Source organism: Leptothrix sp. (in: b-proteobacteria) (assembly GCF_965250675.1).
In the GTDB taxonomy this organism is placed as follows: domain Bacteria; phylum Pseudomonadota; class Gammaproteobacteria; order Burkholderiales; family Burkholderiaceae_C; genus Sphaerotilus.
The window spans coordinates 763,597-780,015 of sequence record NZ_CBDFPH010000008.1 but is presented as its reverse complement, the minus strand read 5'-3'; the positions used below and the strand labels follow the sequence as shown (position 1 = coordinate 780,015).

Annotated in this window: 15 protein-coding genes; 4 read left to right on the top strand and 11 right to left on the bottom strand. The window is 61.2% G+C overall.

The window, feature by feature from the left end; translation table 11 throughout:
• Positions 1-3: 3 nt before the first annotated feature.
• Positions 4-663 (bottom strand): 16S rRNA (guanine(966)-N(2))-methyltransferase RsmD, encoded by a 660-nt coding sequence (gene rsmD / locus AC5IG3_RS13000; RefSeq protein WP_491906705.1) that lies wholly within the window; start codon positions 661-663, stop codon positions 4-6.
• A 158-nt stretch (positions 664-821) separates the two neighbouring features.
• Between rsmD and ftsY the strand changes: the two genes are divergently transcribed.
• Positions 822-1,832, top strand: coding sequence for a signal recognition particle-docking protein FtsY (ftsY, locus tag AC5IG3_RS12995; protein ID WP_491906704.1), 1,011 nt, complete (start codon positions 822-824; stop codon positions 1,830-1,832).
• A 16-nt stretch (positions 1,833-1,848) separates the two neighbouring features.
• Here ftsY and AC5IG3_RS12990 read toward each other — a convergent pair whose 3' ends face one another.
• The 10 genes from AC5IG3_RS12990 to gpmA all read right to left on the bottom strand — a co-directional run bounded on the left by AC5IG3_RS12990 (position 1,849) and on the right by gpmA (position 13,489).
• A complete protein-coding gene (locus AC5IG3_RS12990) occupies positions 1,849-4,413 on the bottom strand; it encodes an XrtA/PEP-CTERM system-associated ATPase (RefSeq protein WP_491906703.1) in 2,565 nt (854 codons plus the stop codon).
• 9 nt (positions 4,414-4,422) lie between these two features.
• Complete coding sequence (locus AC5IG3_RS12985; RefSeq protein WP_491906702.1) at positions 4,423-5,970, bottom strand: TIGR03016 family PEP-CTERM system-associated outer membrane protein; 1,548 nt, start codon at positions 5,968-5,970, stop codon at positions 4,423-4,425.
• Positions 5,951-6,871: an XrtA-associated tyrosine autokinase gene (locus AC5IG3_RS12980; protein ID WP_491906701.1), complete on the bottom strand. Its 921-nt coding sequence runs from the start codon at positions 6,869-6,871 to the stop codon at positions 5,951-5,953. The genes AC5IG3_RS12985 and AC5IG3_RS12980 overlap by 20 nt, the downstream gene beginning before the upstream one ends.
• Before the next feature lie 16 nt (positions 6,872-6,887).
• Complete coding sequence (locus AC5IG3_RS12975; protein WP_491906700.1) at positions 6,888-8,435, bottom strand: XrtA system polysaccharide chain length determinant; 1,548 nt, start codon at positions 8,433-8,435, stop codon at positions 6,888-6,890.
• Positions 8,436-8,557: 122 nt separating this feature from the next.
• A complete protein-coding gene (locus tag AC5IG3_RS12970) occupies positions 8,558-9,202 on the bottom strand; it encodes an XrtA/PEP-CTERM system exopolysaccharide export protein (protein ID WP_491906699.1) in 645 nt (214 codons plus the stop codon).
• A 139-nt stretch (positions 9,203-9,341) separates the two neighbouring features.
• Positions 9,342-10,751, bottom strand: a complete 1,410-nt coding sequence (locus tag AC5IG3_RS12965; RefSeq protein ID WP_491906698.1) for a TIGR03013 family XrtA/PEP-CTERM system glycosyltransferase — start codon at positions 10,749-10,751, stop codon at positions 9,342-9,344.
• Between the two features lie 277 nt (positions 10,752-11,028).
• Positions 11,029-11,760 carry a bifunctional demethylmenaquinone methyltransferase/2-methoxy-6-polyprenyl-1,4-benzoquinol methylase UbiE gene (gene ubiE / locus AC5IG3_RS12960; RefSeq protein ID WP_491906697.1) on the bottom strand — a complete coding sequence of 244 codons (732 nt, stop codon included), beginning with the start codon at positions 11,758-11,760 and terminating at the stop codon, positions 11,029-11,031.
• Between the two features lie 39 nt (positions 11,761-11,799).
• Positions 11,800-12,222 (bottom strand): gamma-butyrobetaine hydroxylase family protein, encoded by a 423-nt coding sequence (locus AC5IG3_RS12955; RefSeq protein ID WP_491906696.1) that lies wholly within the window; start codon positions 12,220-12,222, stop codon positions 11,800-11,802.
• Between the two features lie 50 nt (positions 12,223-12,272).
• Entirely contained in the window at positions 12,273-12,746 is a 474-nt protein-coding gene (locus tag AC5IG3_RS12950) for an HIT family protein (protein ID WP_491906695.1), read from the bottom strand.
• Positions 12,746-13,489: a 2,3-diphosphoglycerate-dependent phosphoglycerate mutase gene (gpmA, locus tag AC5IG3_RS12945; RefSeq protein WP_491906791.1), complete on the bottom strand. Its 744-nt coding sequence runs from the start codon at positions 13,487-13,489 to the stop codon at positions 12,746-12,748. Before gpmA ends, AC5IG3_RS12950 begins: the two co-directional genes overlap by 1 nt.
• A 95-nt stretch (positions 13,490-13,584) precedes the next feature.
• On the opposite strand from gpmA, the gene AC5IG3_RS12940 reads away from it, so the two are divergent.
• The 3 genes from AC5IG3_RS12940 (at position 13,585) to AC5IG3_RS12930 (ending at position 16,412) form a co-directional block, all read left to right on the top strand.
• Positions 13,585-13,995 (top strand): rhodanese-like domain-containing protein, encoded by a 411-nt coding sequence (locus tag AC5IG3_RS12940; RefSeq protein ID WP_491906694.1) that lies wholly within the window; start codon positions 13,585-13,587, stop codon positions 13,993-13,995.
• Positions 13,996-14,121: 126 nt separating this feature from the next.
• The gene (gene grxC, locus AC5IG3_RS12935; RefSeq protein ID WP_491906693.1) at positions 14,122-14,379 is read left to right on the top strand and encodes a glutaredoxin 3; all 258 of its coding nucleotides are present in this window, start codon (positions 14,122-14,124) and stop codon (positions 14,377-14,379) included.
• Between the two features lie 146 nt (positions 14,380-14,525).
• Positions 14,526-16,412, top strand: coding sequence for a potassium transporter Kup (locus tag AC5IG3_RS12930; protein WP_491906692.1), 1,887 nt, complete (start codon positions 14,526-14,528; stop codon positions 16,410-16,412).
• Positions 16,413-16,419: the final 7 nt, after the last annotated feature.

The following is a 16,419-nucleotide window of genomic DNA, read 5'->3' as shown; positions in this document are numbered from 1 at the left end:
GGGTCAAGACGCGCTCCCTGAAGCATCTGGGGTGGAAATGAATACGGTTTCAGTGTATTCGCTGGTCAGCAGGTGGTAGCAGACCATACCCGCCCGGCCTTGCCGCCACAGATTCAGGCCTTCAGCGGCCATAGCCGGTGCCTCGAAGACCCGGTCTGCCTCCAGGTAGATGAAGCCGCCGGGCCGCAGCAGCCCACGCGCAAGACGCAGCGCGGTGAGGAACAGGTCGCCGGCAAACGGCGGGTCGAGCAGCACCAGATCGAACGAAGCGGGCACGGCCCGCCGCATCCAGTCCAGCGCATCGGCGCGCACGACCTCGACCGCCTCGGCCTGCAGCCGCTCGCGCACCTGGCGCAGATGGGCGATCAGGCCGGCGTCCTGCTCGATCAGGCAGACGCGGCTGGCATCGCGTGACGCCGCCTCGAAACCCAGCGCACCGCTGCCGGCGAAAGCGTCCAGCACGTGCCAGCCCTGCAGGTCCTGGCCGAGCCAGTTGAACAGCGTTTCGCGGACCCGGTCCGGCGTCGGACGCAACCCTGGGCGGTCGGCCACCGGCAGTTTGCTGCGCTTCCAGCGGCCACCGATCAGGCGCACTTCTCCCGGGCCCGACGTTCGGGGCGCACGCGGTGCAGTCGTTTTGGCAGGCTCACGGTCTTTTTTCACGGTCCGATTTTAGGCGGCTGGCGCATGCCATCAGCCACCCGACGGCCAACATCGGCCAGACAGACTCGCCTGCCTACAATCTTGACAACTTCCGGCGCCTGGCCGGCCTTGATGCGTGCCGGCAGGCACGCTGCACCACACCGATTCCGCACCTCTGCATGTTCAGTTTCTTTCGCCGCAAGCCCGCTCCCGACGCACCCGCCACAACCCCTCAGGCCGCAGAGACCACGCCCGCCCCTGCTGCCCGCCAATCCTGGCTGGCGCGCCTCAAGAGCGGACTGCAGCGCACCGGCTCCAGCATTGCGCAGGTCTTTACCGGCACGCAGATCGACGATGCGCTCTACGAGGAGCTGGAAGCCGCGCTGCTCATGGCCGATGCCGGCGTCGGCGCCACGCAATACCTGCTCAAGGAACTGCGCCAGCGCGTCAAGGCCGATCGCTGCACCGAGCCACAAGCCGTCAAGGCGCTGCTGATCGAGGTGTTGACGGAGCTGTTGCAACCGCTGCAAGGCAGCCTGACCGTGGGCGAGCATCAGCCCACCGTGATCATGGTCGCGGGCGTCAACGGCGCGGGCAAGACCACCAGCATCGGCAAGCTCACGCGCCATCTGGCCGAGCAGGACTGCAAGGTGCTACTGGCCGCAGCAGACACCTTCCGCGCTGCCGCACGTGAGCAGCTGACCGTCTGGGCAGACCGCAACCAGGTCCAGATCGTCAGCCAGGAAGGCGGCGACCCGGCCGCCGTGTGTTTTGACGCTGTCAGCGCAGGCCGTGCGCGCGGCTGCGACGTGGTGATCGCCGACACCGCCGGGCGACTGGCGACGCAGTTGCATCTGATGGAAGAGCTGCGCAAGATCCACCGCACGCTGGGCCGCGCCATGCCGGGCGCGCCGCATGAAGTCCTGCTGGTGGTCGACGGCAACACCGGCCAGAACGCGCTGGCCCAGGTCAAGGCCTTTGACGAGGCCATGGGCCTGACCGGACTGATCGTGACCAAGCTCGACGGCACCGCCAAGGGCGGCGTGCTGGCCGCCATCGCGCTGTGGGTGCGCGAGCGCCGCGAGCGCGGCCTGGGCAATGTGCCGGTCTACTTCATCGGCGTCGGCGAGAAGATGGAAGACCTGCAGACCTTCGACGCACGGGAGTTTGCCCAGGCCTTGCTGGCCTGAGCAACAGCGTCACGGCCTACTGGGCAACCAGTTCATCGGCCGCCGGCTGCGACACCGGCGCCGGCTTGTCAGACAGCGCCGGTGACCGCGCCAGCATCTGCCGCAGGCGTGCCTGCATGGCAGCGGCAACGCGCCCCGCCTCGGGCGGTTGTTCGCGGCGGGCCTGCTCCATGGCGCGCTCCATCCAGGCCTGCAACTCTGCGCACGGCTCGCCCAGGGGGTAAGCCGCGCCGGTCGGCTGCGATGCCGTCGACAACACTGCCACCTGATCGCCACGCCGAATCAACGTCGGCACCTCAAGCAACTCCGCCGCATCGGCCAGGATCTGGCCCGGCTCGACCAGCATCCAGCTGGCGCCTTGCAGGATGCTGAGCTGATCGGGCAAGGACTCGACCTCGCGGCACAACATCAGCGACTGGTCCATCTTGGCGCGCAAGGCCGGACTGCGCGGCCCTTCGCCCAGCACCATGCAGATCTGGTGCGCAAATTCTTCATGGGTCGGCAGCAGCGTGGACAACAGATCCTGAGTCCGGCTGTCCACCAGCCACAGCAGCTTGGGCACCACCGTGCCCTTGGCTTGGGCCGCGCTCGCCAGACCTGATGCACACGCCAGCAGGTCGGCCACCGTGCGCGCCGCCTCGGCAGGCGATTGGGCACCCAGCGACAGCGTGATCAGGCCGTAAGGTGTGCCGGCCCCCGCGTGTTCCGACCAGGTCGGACCGAGGTAGATCGGCATCGCATGTCGCAGGAACGCCCCGTAGGCCGTGCTGACCTCGCGCCAGACGGCCCACAGCGCATCGACGCGCAAATCGCCCTCGAAGCTGTGAATGCGCTCACCCGCCACACCCAGTCGGCGCACGACCGACAAGGCCGCTGGCGACGATGTGACCAGCAGCTGATCGGAAAGCTGTTCGATCAAGGCGGCATTGGCGTCCAATTCATGACCCGCATCAGCACGCCGCACGCCGGCATCACCACGAACGAGCGAAATACCGCGCTTGCGGGCGAGCAGTGCGCTGGCCAGGACCGCTTCGCCGCAGCCCATCGTCATCACGGCGACGGGCTGGAATTCGTCCACCACATGGCCGAAACGCTCAAAGACGGCTGGCGCCGCTTGCTCGAACGAGCCGGGCGCGATGCCCAGATGCAGACCGACCTCGATCGATGGCAGCAGCCGGTCCATGCGCGGCCACGGCCAGACATCCGCCTTCACGCCGGGGTTGACCAACACCAGACGCGGCGCTTCGGGCTCCTCCGCCATGGCCTTGGCCAACACCGCGAACTTGAGCGCGTCGCTTTCGGTCTCCGCCACGCAAAGAATCACTTCGCGCCGGCGCTTGGTCATGAAAAGCGTCTCGACCCGCTCGACCTCCTGGTGGGTCAACTGCACAGCGGCCGTGGCCCGCGACAGGCTGTCCACCACTTCGTCGATCAAGGGACCGTCATCGAACTCGGCGTCGGATGCATCGCCAGCCAGCGTGGCGTCATCCGCTTCGGGCATCTCATCGGGCGCAGTGCTGATGAGCTCGGTGGAAGTCACTGCAGGCTCAAGGAGTTGCTCGACCAAGGGTGCCGTTTCAGACAAGGTCTCAAGCAACACCGGCGCAGCCGGCTCAGCGTCAACCTCGGCCGGAGCAAGCACCTGAACGGGCGTTGTCACGGACACGACAGCCTCTGCAGAAGCGACGTGCACCTCAGCCTCAGGCACCGGCAAAACCTCGACGACCGCACGCACCGGCAAGGGCAGCGGCTCGAAATCACCCTCGCCGATCTCGGAGAGCAACTCCTGCGCAGCCCGCTCGACCAGTTCGGCGGTGATCTCGTCACGACCGTCCAGGAACGCTGCCAGCAACACCCGATTGCACAGGCGGTTGAGCCGACGCGGTACGCCACCGGTCCAGCGGTACAAATGATCGAAAGCTCGCTCTTCAAAGCGCGGACGGCTGCCATCCCAGCCCACATGGCGCAGACGGTGCTCGATATAGCCACGCGTCTCGTCATTGGACAGCGGCCCAAGGTGATAAGAGGCCGTCACCCGCTGGCGCAACTGCTCCATGTCGGGCGATTCGAGGATGCGCCGCAATTGCGGCTGCCCCACCAGAAAACTCTGCAGCAGCGCCTTGTTACCGAGTTGGAAATTCGAGAGCATGCGAAGCTCTTCGATCACCATCGGCTCCAGGTTCTGCGCCTCGTCCACGATCAACAACGCATGACGACCCTGTGCGGCCAGCGCCGTCAGAAACGCCTCCAGCGTCGCAATCAAATGCGCCTTCGAGCTGCCCTGCGCGGGAATACCGAACCCCGTGATGATGGACTGCAGCAACTCGCCCGCCTGCAACTGCGTACTGACCACCTGGGCAGGCAGCACCTTCTGGCGATCCAGCCCATCCAGCAGAGTGCGCACCAGCGTCGTCTTGCCTGCACCAATCTCGCCAGTAATGACGATGAAACCCTCGCCCTGCGCTACACCATACTCAAGATAAGACAGCGCACGACCATGGCCCCGGCTGTTGAAGAAAAAAGCCGGATCCGGATTGAGCTGGAACGGCTGACTGGTGAAACCAAAGTAGGACTCGTACATCTGCCGTACTCAGAAACGGTGCAGCACACCGGCCGTGAGCGCATTTTCACGCGCTGACGGCACTGTCGTTGAATCTATGGATTGGTGTCGCACCGCAACTGTCGCGGTCGTTCGCAAGGACACCTGATGGCTCAGCCCCAACTGCAACGCAGTATTGCTGGTGCGAAGGCCCGCATTGGTCGCACCGAAGCCCGTAACTTTCGCATGCGTGACTGAAGCGTCCGCCGTCATATCCGGCGTCAGGCGACGGCTGAAGGTGAGCCCCTGGCCCCGCTGCCGCGCGTTACCCGAAAATAACGGCGTCGGATCATTCGGACCCAGCAGATCTTCGGTTTTCTGATCAAAAACACGTAATGTCAGCGCGTGTCGAGTTCCCAGCAAAGCCACGCTCAAGCTGGCGCTTTGCACCAACTGAGCACTACCGGAATAGATATCGACATTGTTGGCCAAGCTGCTGGGAAGATTGCGTTGGCTGATGAATTGCTGCACAGCAGCAGCGCGATCAACTGCATTAGGAATGCGCGTCACGAGCATGGCATCCAGCAATTGCGCCACGTTGGCGCCCGCCGGAACATTCAACAACTGAGAAGCATAAGTGGTTGCGTAGCGCGACACCGACGCATTGAAGGCCATGAATGGGGATCGGTGCGTCAAATCAAGGTTTCCGCCTTGACCGAAAAACCTTCGTTCAATGGCCCCTTCAAGGGTCGTGCGCTCATTGGGAACCCAACGCAAGCCTGCGCCCACCAGCGTGCGCGATACATCATTGGTCGCATATCTCGCACGATCAACTCCACCAACAACAGAAACGCTGAACTGAGGTGACGGCGCATAAGAAGGCGCAACACGCAGAGTATGCATGTCCACATTCTGTGCGCTTTGATTGCCGTAATCCGTGGCCTGCCTCACAAACTCGGCGCGCAACCCCATCGGTTGCGGACGCAATTCATATCGCGCATTTTGTGATTCGAGGTAGACATTTGAGCCAGATTGAGCCCCTGAGTCACTGTAAAACTGAATCCAGTTGTGATCCGTGCGAAGAGTCAATCGCGCATTGGGGCCAAGCTCTCGATCAATATAAGGGCTGATTCGTTCACTTGTATTGATCGTGCTGTTGAGCGCCGAGTTGCCTGCGCCTGAAATTCCGAATGGATTCTGCAACGCGACATCAGCCTTGACACCAGCATCCAGAAAAAGCAACCTATCAACGATACTTGCCGTGCCATCAACATTGACTCGAGGCAGCAATTTATCAGAGCCCGTGCGGCCCAGATAATTCGTAGCTTCAAGACCCAGGGAACCAGCAAACCGATAGGACGCGTCAGATCCTTGAAAGTCCAGCTTCGGTGTGGTCGTCACGATGACATCAGCACGCGAGGTCGCATCCAGCGTTGCATTGTCCGTCGCGACCACATTGACGCCAACCAAAGGCGTAACACGCAAATTTTGTGCAACGACCGTAGAACAGACTGCACCAAGCAGAAGTCCTGCACCGCAACGGCACATTGAAGATATCACTGAGAATTTGACCCGATGTTCATGCGGAGTAATATCCATAGGTTTCACCGGATGTTTTATTGTGACAGCGATTCAGTATCGACAGGACTACAGGGCATTGCTCCACCGCAGCGTAGGCTTGTGCAATTTGGGCATGCGTCGTTCGATCGGCCTCTACCACCATGACGACCTGACCCACTCGCGATGCCAAGACACGCGACTCAGTCGTAGGTATCAAGGGCGGCGCATCAAACACAACAATCCGATCTGCGTATTTAGCAGCCAATTCATCCAACAGACTTTCCATCGCAGCGCTGGCAAGAAACTCTGTTGACTTGGCACTTGCAGCACCGGCAGGTAGCAAACTGAGTTTTGGCACGTTGGTCCGCAACATCACATCAGCCAAGTCGAGTGAATCCGAACTCAAAACATCCATCAGACCCGGAGCCGACTCAACCCCCAGTCGCTGCAGGACCGATGGACGTAAAACGTCGGCATCCACCAGCAAGACCGAGTGATCAACCTCCAATGCAATACTCATCGCAAGATTGATGGCCGTGAATGTTTTACCTTCACCCGGCATCGCACTGACCACTTGAATCAAATTAGGTCGAATCAAGGTTTGTGCCGATTCACCGCGTGCGTTGGCCAACAACGGTTGCTTGATGACACGCATCTGAGCTGCCAATTGCGAGCGTGGGACAGAAGGCACCAAATAACCGTTTCGCTCCAGTCGGGAAAGATCGATCTCGACTTCACGTGAGCGCCGCGCCAGCGATGTAGGAACTTCCGTTACGGTTTCCAATCGAGCCGAACCCAGTCCGGCATTTGCTTTGATCGGCGGCTTCCTTGCTACGTTGGCTCCAAGTACAGGACTCGCTGGCACAGGAACCACAGGCACATCAATGCCAGCGCGCTTGAGTTCTTCCAGACGACGGACTGCTTGCTCAATGATACTCATCGAAATTTGCCTTCGCTTAATTGGCTGCACGCCAGGAAATCAGTGCAAGCCAACCCATGTGAGCCACAACAAACAAGGTCAGTGATCCGAACAGTTTCATTCGATCTTTTCTCAAATTCAACAATCCTGCCGCGTCAAAAACTGCAGAGACTCCACCCAACACAGGGCGCTTGGTCAGTTCACGCAATTCTTTCTCGCTGGCGATGGTCGGCTGGACCCGGGTCATTCCATAAGCCACTGCGGAGCCAATCAATAAAGCAATGACCATGACGCCCAACGCGGCTTGAATACGACTGGGGAAAACTGCCGTGGGTTCGACTCTTGGAGGCTCCACCACGCGAAACTCCGCCAGTGGCGACGATTGATCGATTTTCACACCCAGAGAAGCAGACTCACGACGCGATACCAGTTGCTCGTAGTTCTTCCTGACTACATCGTAATCACGGTTCAATTGGGCAAGTTCTGCCTCTGCTTGTGGAACCTTGCTGGCTTGGGCGCGAGTTTCCTCCATACGTCCCTGCAACGAGCCCAGTTGAGCCCTCAGAGACGAGACATTCGCTTCGGCTTCAGCCAAGGTGATGCGCAATTTTTGAAATACCGGATTGGTAGCAGCAGATCTCACTTTTGGGGTGATGATTCTGGATTTGGCATCAAGTTCCTGTCGGCGCTGCGCCTCCAATTGAGCGATGGATCGTCGGGTCGTGCGTACATCAGGATGTTCTTCGGTGTAGCGGCGCATCAACTCGTCAAGTTGGCGTTTTTGCGCCTCAATCCGAATATCAAGATCAGGCGTTATCGAAGATGGTGCTGAAGCAGCCTCAACAGGCAACTGCGGCTCTTCAGAAGCCAACTCTCTTCGCAACGTGTCACGCGACTGCTCAGCTGCACTTAATTGAACACGCAAACGGTTTATTTCATCCGTCAACGCCGACATTCTTGCGAAAAAATCTTGATTGGTTGCCGTCGCAATATTTACATTGCGCAACTTGAAATCCTTCAGCCTGTTTTCGGCCTCAGACAACTTGCTCTCATAAGACTTGATCTGCTCGTCAATAAACCGACTTGCTTCATTGGAGTCGCGACGCTTGGAGTCCGCGCCAGAATCCACAAAAAGGGTGACCAGCGCTTCGACCAGTCTTCGTGCACGCGCAGCGTCCACGTCACGATAACTGATCGCGTACAAATTGTTACCGCCGGTCTGCTCTATCTTGATGGATTTCATCAAGGCTTCTACCTGAGCGTCATTTCCTGCTTGGGTGGCCTTTCCAAGCCCAATATTTGGGTTGGCAACCAAGGCCTCCACATTGGGACGCGAAATCAGGGTTCGAGCCAACATGCGCACTTGCTGGTCGATATCCGGTTGAAAAGCAAGCCCCGTCATGAGGGGCTTGAGGACCGTTTGCGTATCGACGAAAATACGGGCGCGTGCTTCATGCCGCTCTGGCATCAGCCAAACGAAGCATGCGCCAATGACAGCAATGCCCCAAGCAACGCTCATGGCCAGCCATCGATACCGCCACACACCACGGGCCACTGTCGCAGCCTGTCTGGTGAATTCATTCATGCCCGATACTACCCAAGAAAGATGTGCGGCGGATTAAACCGCCGCACCAATGAAGGAAGCCCGCCACACCCATCATGGATGGCAGGCTTTATCTGTCACAACTCGCTGGAATTGAGCATCAATCAAAACCAACTTTGAGGCACGATAACAATATCGCCGGGCTTGACATCCACGTTAGCTGAGATATCACCTCGCTTGAGTAGATCCTTCAAGCGCACGCTGTATTGCTTGCCATCCTCCGAACCTCGAACCAGCACGGCACCATTGCCATCAGCAAAATCCGTCAAACCACCAGCTTGAATCATCACATCGAGAATGGTCATGTTCTGGCGGAACGGCACACTTTGGGGCCGGGTTGCTTCACCAACAATACGGATCTGTTCGCTGAAAGATCCCTGGAAACTGCCCACGACCACAGTCACCACCGGGTCACGTATCACGCGGGCCAGCAGTTGCTCCACTTCGCGAGAAAGATCGGCCGGATTCTTGCCAGCGGCCAGCACGTCTTCAACCAACGGCGTGGAAATTCGGCCATCAGGACGCACGGTGACGGTGGCGGACAGTTCTGGATTACGCCAGACAACGATGTTCAACGTGTCCAACGGGCCGATCTTGTAGCGATGGTCCGGCGTTTCCGCGCTGCGCGGCGCCGGCGGGTAGTTGTTGAGGCTGGCGCAGCCGCTCAGCGTGCTGACTGCAACGGTTGCAGCCGTCAAAAACGCTGCGATACGGCCCGACTTGATGCCGGCTTTGGACTGCTTGTTCATGTTTGATCCTCTCAATGCTGCTCGGGATGCCGCCAATGTGCTCAACCCGATGTCTTCGATGATGGTAGCGACCGCGTGCTCAAAGATATGGCGGCGCGGAGCAAGGAAGGAACACGCCGCGTGCACTACTGAACGGCAATCAGTGTGCACCCTCGCGGAAAAGCACGACGCTGACCGTATCGATCAGCACCTGAAGATCCAACAGCAGAGAGTTGTTCTTCACGTAGTACAGGTCGAACTGGTGTTTACGACGCGCATCTTCCAGTGATGCACCGTATGAATACCGAGTCTGCGCCCAGCCCGTCAAGCCAGGTTTGACGGTGTGGCGTAAATCGTAATATGGAATTTTCTCGCGCAACTGTGTCACGAATGAGGGGCGCTCAGGACGTGGCCCCACCATGCTCATCTCACCACGCAGCACGCTGAAGAGTTGGGGCAACTCATCGATCCGCGTCTTGCGGATGAAGGCCCCGATGCGCGTGATGCGGCTGTCGTTCTTGGTCGCCCAGCGGGCAACGCCATCTTTTTCCGCATCGGTGCGCATGCTGCGAAATTTGGTGCACATGAAACTGCCGCCACCCAAACCGATTCGCTCTTGCTGGTAAAGCACCGGGCCCTTGCTGTCGAGCTTGATGGCCAGCGCCGTCAGCACCATGATCGGCGAGGCCAGCACCAGCAGCACGAAGGAACTCACGACGTCAAAGGCGCGCTTGGTCAACTCGCGCGCTCGACCTTGAACGAAGCCGTCGCCATAAACCAACCAGCTGGCCTTGAGACTGTCGACAGGAACCTCGGCCTTGGTTCGCTCGAAGAACCCCGCCAAGTCCATGATCGGAACACCAGCGATTCGGCAATCGAGCAGTTGATCGATCGGCACGCCACCGCCGCGCTGTTCGCGGACAGCCACGATGATTTCATTGACTCGGTGCTCGCGCACCAGATCGCGCAATGGCCGTGTACCGTCCAGAACAGGGGCATCGTCCTGCGAAACCTGTCGAGCCTCGTTTTCGCCCGACGGATAGAAGCCAACCACCTCGTAGCCGGCCCACTGATCCGCCGAACGCATGCCCAGCCAGACTTGTTGTGCATCAATGCCTGTACCGACAATCAGCACGCGATGCGCACCGACTGCGCGGCGCAGCATCCAGGCCACACCACGATAGAGACCCAAACCCATCAGCAGATAGAGCAGCGCATAGCCCACCAAAGCGGACGGATAGTCCGCTGACCGCAGGTATTTGGCCGTGAGGTACGTGATGTACCCACCCACAAGAAACACCAGCGCCATGCGCAGCACCACGGCTGGAAGCCCCAGCTTGCTGTGACGGTACAGACCCACAAAAGAGTAGAGCAAGGCCATCACGAGCGAGAAGACCAAGGCGGCGCCCACAACGCCAGGCACCATCACCTGCGCCATGAGGCCGAGTTCTGCAGACGGATGCGACACCGTAGCCGACGCGAAGAGAACCGCCACGAAGGACAGCACGCCATCGGCCAGCAACTCGGCCAATGGTGCCCCCGACGAATGCCGCTGAAATACTTTAAACATTACTTGCTCCCATGCGCGAGTGAATTCGCGGGACTCGTACGCCGAGTCGACACAGCCAACACCCTGTTGCACCAGACAGGATTTTCGGCACTTCGGGCGGCCAATCAACCCTTCATCCGCATGCCTGCTACACCCCCGACCCGAGGTTAAGCCGTCTAACGTGAACTATTGACGAAGCCTCTACGGTGGGCTAGAGATCGGTGGCTCGATTGACAACCGGCAACGCCAGCGCGATCCATCAACAAACGAACACATCCGTCAGCCGATGCCCCCCCTGTCAGCACTTCAGACCGACATGCAAGGCCACCAATCCTGCCGAAAGATTGTGAACATCCACATGTCCGAAGCCGGCAATCTTCATCATGGCTTTCAGTTCGGCCTGCGCCGGGTGCATGCGGATCGACTCGGCCAGGTAGCGGTAGCTCTCGGCGTCTCCGGTGATCAGTTGTCCCATGCGGGGCAGCACGTTGAACGAGTACCAGTCGTAGGCCTTCTCCAGCGGCTTGGCAACGCGGGAGAACTCCAGCACCAGCAGCTTGCCGCCCGGCTTGAGCACTCGGCGCATCTCGGCCAGCGCCCGATCCTTATGCGTCATGTTGCGCAGGCCGAAGGCCACACTGACGATGTCGAACCGGTTGTCGGGAAAGGGCAATTTCTCGGCATCACAGATCACGGTGGGCAGGGCCAGTCCCTCGTCCACCAGACGATCACGGCCGGTGCGCAGCATGGCCTCGTTGATGTCGGTGTGGATGACGCAGCCGCTCGGGCCGACCTTGCGTGCGAAAGCGCGCGTCAGATCACCGGTACCTGCGGCGATATCGAGCACCTGCTGACCCGTACGGGCGCCGGAAACTGCAATCGTGTAGGCCTTCCAGACGCGGTGCATGCCCATGGACATCACATCGTTCATGACGTCATAGCGGGCGGCAACGGAGTCGAAGACACCGCGCACCTTGCTGGCTTTCTCGCGCTCGTCGACGGTCTTGAAACCGAAATGGGTATCACTCATGCACTGTCTTTCAAAAGCGGAAACATCCGGCGCGGCGATTCAATGGTGATGACCACAATGACCGCCTGATGCAGCGGGCGGCGTGGCCACCACATCCCGGCCCAGCCCTGCGGCCTCCAGGCGGGCGAGATAGTCGCTCCAGACCCGCTCCTGGTTCGCGCCCAGTTCGTGCAGGTAGTCCCACGTGAAGAGGCCACTGTTGTGCCCGTCGCTGAACGTGGGCTGAATTGCGTAGTGCCCCACGGGCTCGACTGCCACGATCATCACGTCGCGCTTGCCGGTCTGCAACACTTCCTGGCCGGGACCGTGTCCCTGCACCTCGGCTGATGGTGAGCACACGCGCAGCAACTCGAAAGGCAGGCGAAAGACCTGGCCGTCCGAAAAGCTGACCTCCAACACGCGGCTTTGCTGATGCACCGTGAGCGCAGTCGGCTCGGCACGAACGGGTTTCAGGCTGGACATGTCGAGGGGCCGGTGGTGTGAAGAGAGGGGGAGTTCAGTCGTGACGCCATTCAGGCCTGCGGTGCCAGTGCACTGAGCGCCCGGCAGACGGCCTGGTCGACGGTCTCGATCGGCATGGCCAACCGGGCCAAGGCGGCTTCGCCCGTGACGGCGTCACGCTGCGGCACAGACCAGATCGACTGAGGATAGTGGCTGTCCCAGTCGAAGCGGGCCGTCACATGCCAATGCAGGTGCGGCACCACATTGCCCAGGCTGACCAGATTGACCTTGGTGGGCGCGAGGCAACGAATCAGCACGCGTTCAATGGCGGCAACCGCTTCCATGCACTGCGAGCGCTCCGCCGGGCTCAACGCGCTGAATTCGGCCACATGCCGATTCCAGATCAGCCGGTAGAAGGCGGGGAATGCCGGCGCATCCAGCACCCGCACCACGCGCCAGTCGGCGGCGCGGTGCAGCGCCAGCGTGCCGCCATCCGGCGCGGACTCGCAGAGCGGGCACGCGGGCGGATGCCCGGCCGCAACCATCAGGCCTTGCCCTGGCTGGCCACGGCGGCGGCGGCCTTGGCAATCGCGTCGGCGTCGCCCAGGTAGTAGCTCTTGATCGGCTTGAGGTCAGCGTCCAGCTCGTACACCAGCGGAATGCCGTTGGGGATGTTCAGGCTGACGATGTCGTCGTCGCCGATGTTGTCGAGGTACTTCACCAGCGCGCGGATCGAGTTGCCGTGCGCAGCCACCAGCACGCGCTTGCCAGACTGGATGCTGGGCGCGATCGAGTCGTTCCAGAACGGCAGCACGCGGGCCACGGTGTCCTTGAGGCACTCGGTCAGCGGAATCTGCTCGGGCTGCAGGTTGGCGTAGCGCACATCGCCGCGCTCGCTGCGGGCGTCGTCGGCTTGCAGCGCCGGCGGTGGCGTGTCGTAGCTGCGGCGCCAGACCAGCACCTGATCGTCGCCGTACTGCTTGGCGGTCTCGCCCTTGTTGAGACCTTGCAACGCGCCGTAGTGGCGCTCGTTGAGGCGCCAGCTGTGCTCAATGGGCAGCCAGGTGCGGTCAAGCTTGTCGAGCGCGTGCCACAACGTCCAGACCGCGCGCTTGAGCACCGAGGTGTAGGCCAGGTCGAAGTCGTAGCCGGCCTCCTTGAGCAAGCGTCCCGCCTGCTGAGCCTGGGCGACGCCGGTGGGCGTCAACTCCACGTCGGTCCAGCCGGTGAAACGGTTTTCCAGGTTCCAGGTCGATTCGCCATGGCGGATCAGCACGAGCTTATACATAGTGGACAGGACCATTCGAGAATTGATGAATCACTGCGAATTCTATAATTACCCTCTTATCCTCCTTTACTGCCGGCGCCCCGGCAGCCACTCGCGTGAAGTTTCTCCTCGACAATTGGTACTGGCTCGCTGCGGCGCTCGCATCGGGCATCGCCCTCCTCTGGACCACCCTGGCGGGCACGGGCGGCGCCAACGCAGTCACGACACAGGATGCAGTGCAGTTGATGAACCGTGAAAAGGCGGTGCTGCTCGATGTGTCCGAGGCTGCTGAATACGCAGCCGGTCACATCACGGGCGCCCGCAGCATGCCCCTGGCCACCCTGGCCGAGGCCAAGGCGCTGCCGACCAACAAAAGCTTGCCGATCATTCTGGTGTGCCCGACAGGCAACCGTGCCCAGCGTGGCGTGAGCGTGCTGACCGGCCTGGGCTACCAGCGCGTGCATGTGCTCGCCGGTGGCATGGCCGCATGGCGCGAAGCCAACCTGCCGGTCGAAAAATCGGCCTGACGAATATCGGCAGCCACGGACGCAATGAGGGTGTGATTCAAGTGGTGCAGCAGGCAGACGCAGCAACCGTGACAATTACGTGACTTGTCCAATTCCGCCAGACAACTTCTGCGCCACGCCCCGATCATGAAATCCGTCAAGATGTACACCACGCAGGTTTGCCCCTACTGCCTGCGCGCCAAAAGCCTGCTCAAGCAACGAGGCGTCGAGCAGATCGAAGAAGTCCGCATCGACCTCGACATGGCCGAGCGCGACCAGATGATCGCGCTGACCGGCCGGCGTACCGTGCCTCAGATCTTCATCGGCGACACCCATGTCGGCGGATGCGACGATTTGATGGCGCTCGACCGCTCCGGCGACCTGCTGCCCCTGCTGGCAGGGTGAGCCAGCGCAGTGGCCTCCAGGCCGCTGCCGCACCCTACTTGCATCAACGGCGCCACAGCGTGCATGCCTGCAGTCGTTGAAGCCGGATTCCCAGCGCACAATCGCTGCCGGTCCAACCACGGTCAGCATTGCGCTGGCTCAGTGCTGTGAGCATTGAATCCCACAAGAAAACCACTCCAGGCGCCACTGCGGCGCTGACGCTGGGTGCATTGGGTGTCGTCTATGGCGACATCGGCACCAGCCCTCTCTACGCTCTCAAGGAAGTCTTTCACGCCGGCCATGTGCCCGCCACGCCCGACAACATCCTCGGCGTGCTGTCGCTGATTTTCTGGACGATGACGATCGTCGTCTCGCTCAAGTACGTGCTGCTGATCCTGCGGGCGGACAACAACGGCGAAGGCGGCCTGATCGCCATGCTCGCGCTGGCCACGCATGCCGTGCGCGAGCGCCCTGCGCTGCGCCAGACGCTGATGACGGTCGGCCTGTTCGGCACCGCCATCTTCTACGGTGACGGCGTCATCACACCGGCGATTTCGGTGCTCTCGGCCGTCGAAGGCCTTGAGGTGGCCTCACCCGGCCTGCACAGCTGGATCCTGCCGATCACGCTGGTGGTGCTCACGGGCTTGTTCAGCGTGCAGCGCTTTGGCACGGGGGGCATCGGCAAAGCGTTCGGGCCGATCACGCTGGTGTGGTTCGGCGCGTTGATTGCCCTCGGCTTGCCGCACATCATCGACAACCCGGCGATCCTGGTCGCGCTCAACCCGGTGCACGCCCTTGAATTCTTTGCCCACCAGCCGCTGATCGCCTTCATTGCGCTCGGTGCCGTGGTGCTGTGCGTCACAGGGGGTGAGGCGCTCTACGCCGACATGGGGCACTTCGGCAAGCGGCCGATCCGCATCGCCTGGTACGGCCTGGTCATGCCGGCACTGGTGATCAACTACTTCGGTCAGGGCGCGATGCTGCTCGCCAACCCGGCGGCCATCGACAACCCGTTCTACCAGATGGCACCGGAATGGGCGCTGCTGCCACTGATCTGCCTGGCCACCGCCGCCACGGTGATTGCCTCCCAGGCGCTCATCACCGCCGCGTTCTCGGTCACCAAGCAGGCGATCCAGCTCGGCATCCTGCCGCGCATGCACATCAAGCACACCTCCGTGCGCGACACCGGCCAGATCTACGTGCCTTTCGTCAACTGGGGGCTGTACGTCTTCATCGTGCTGGCGGTGGCGCTGTTCAAGAGCTCGTCGAGCCTCGCCTCGGCCTACGGGATTGCGGTGACGATGGACATGACCATCACCACCATCATGACGTTCTACGTCATCCGCTACGGCTGGAAGTACCCGCTGTCGCTGTGCCTGGCGGCCACCGGCTTCTTCTTCGTCATCGATGTGGCCTTCTTCGCCTCCAACCTGCTCAAGCTGTTCGGCGGCGGCTGGTTCCCGCTGGTGATCGGCATCGGCATGTTCACGCTGATGGTGACCTGGCAGCAGGGCCGCAAGCTCATGAGCGAGCGCCTGCGTGACGAGGCCATCGATCTCAACAGCTTCCTGGACGCCGTCTTCATCAGCCCGCCGCTGCGCGTCTCGGGCACCGCCGTGTTCCTGTCCTCCGAGCAGGGCCTCACGCCCAACGCCCTGCTGCACAACCTCAAGCACAACAAGGTGCTGCACGAGCACAACCTGTTTGTCACCGTGCACCATCACGACGTGCCGTGGGTGGGCTTCGACAAGCGCATCGAAATGCAACCGCTGGGCCACGACTGCTGGCAGATCATGCTGAACTTCGGCTTCAAGAACGACCCGGACGTGCCCGAGGCGCTCAACTTGCTGCAGGGCCGGGGCGTGCCGCTCGACCCGATGGACACCAGCTATTTCCTGTCGCGCGACATCGTCATCCCGACCATGGGAGAAGGCATGGCCATGTGGCGCGAGAAGCTCTTCGCCAGCATGCACCGCAATTCGGCGGCGGCGGCGGACTTCCTCAACCTGCCGTCCAACCGCATCGTCGAATTGGGCGCCAAGGTCGAGATCTGAGCGCAGG